Genomic DNA, 687 nt, shown 5'->3' with positions numbered 1-687 from the left:
AGCCTCGCGCCTACAAAAGCAACATAGACCCCGTAGGAGCGAGGCTTGCCCGCGAAGAGGCCCGCCCAGCCACATCCTGTGCAACAGTTACCACCCAAGTCCCTTCTAATCGTCCTAGGCTCAAAGTCTGAGGTCACGATCAAGGAGGATCATTAATGACAGAGCTAAAACATGCTCATCGATTGCGCACCGGCCGATATTCGGAGCCCGGACAGATTTACCTCCTGACAGCCGTCGTTTTGAACCGGCAACCGTTATTCCATGACTTCAAGAGTGGGCGACTGGTAGTCGATGCCCTGAAAACTGCTGAGCAGGAAGGGTTTGCGACGTCACTGGCCTGGGTCGTCATGCCCGATCATTTCCATTGGCTGATCGAGTTATAGAATATTCAGTTACCCAGTTTGATGGCTCGAACCAAATCACGCATCGCAGTAACGCTTAATCGCTCGGCAGGACGCCAAGGTCCGGTTTGGCAACATGGTTATCACGATCGCGCCATTCGTAAGGAAGAAGATCTACAGGCAGTTGCTCGCTACATCGTCGCCAATCCGTTGCGAGCTGGCTTGGTCGAGAGGGTAGGGGATTATCCCCTGTGGGACGCGATCTGGTTGTGAGGTTGAAAACGCCTTCGCGGGCAAGCCTCGCGCCTACAAAAGCAACATAGACCCCGTAGGAGCGAGGCTTGCC

General features: G+C 54.6%; 1 pseudogene. It reads left to right on the top strand.

The window, feature by feature from the left end:
• The first annotated feature begins 155 nt into the window (after positions 1–155).
• Positions 156–614, top strand: a pseudogene (locus tag QMX98_RS34770) (transposase).
• The last annotated feature ends 73 nt before the right edge of the window (positions 615–687 follow it).

The organism is Pseudomonas sp. PS02303, from assembly GCF_029959925.1.
Classification (GTDB): domain Bacteria; phylum Pseudomonadota; class Gammaproteobacteria; order Pseudomonadales; family Pseudomonadaceae; genus Aquipseudomonas; species Aquipseudomonas mandelii.
The sequence above is the reverse complement of the archived record's forward strand: the minus strand, read 5'-3'. Positions and strand labels throughout refer to the sequence as shown.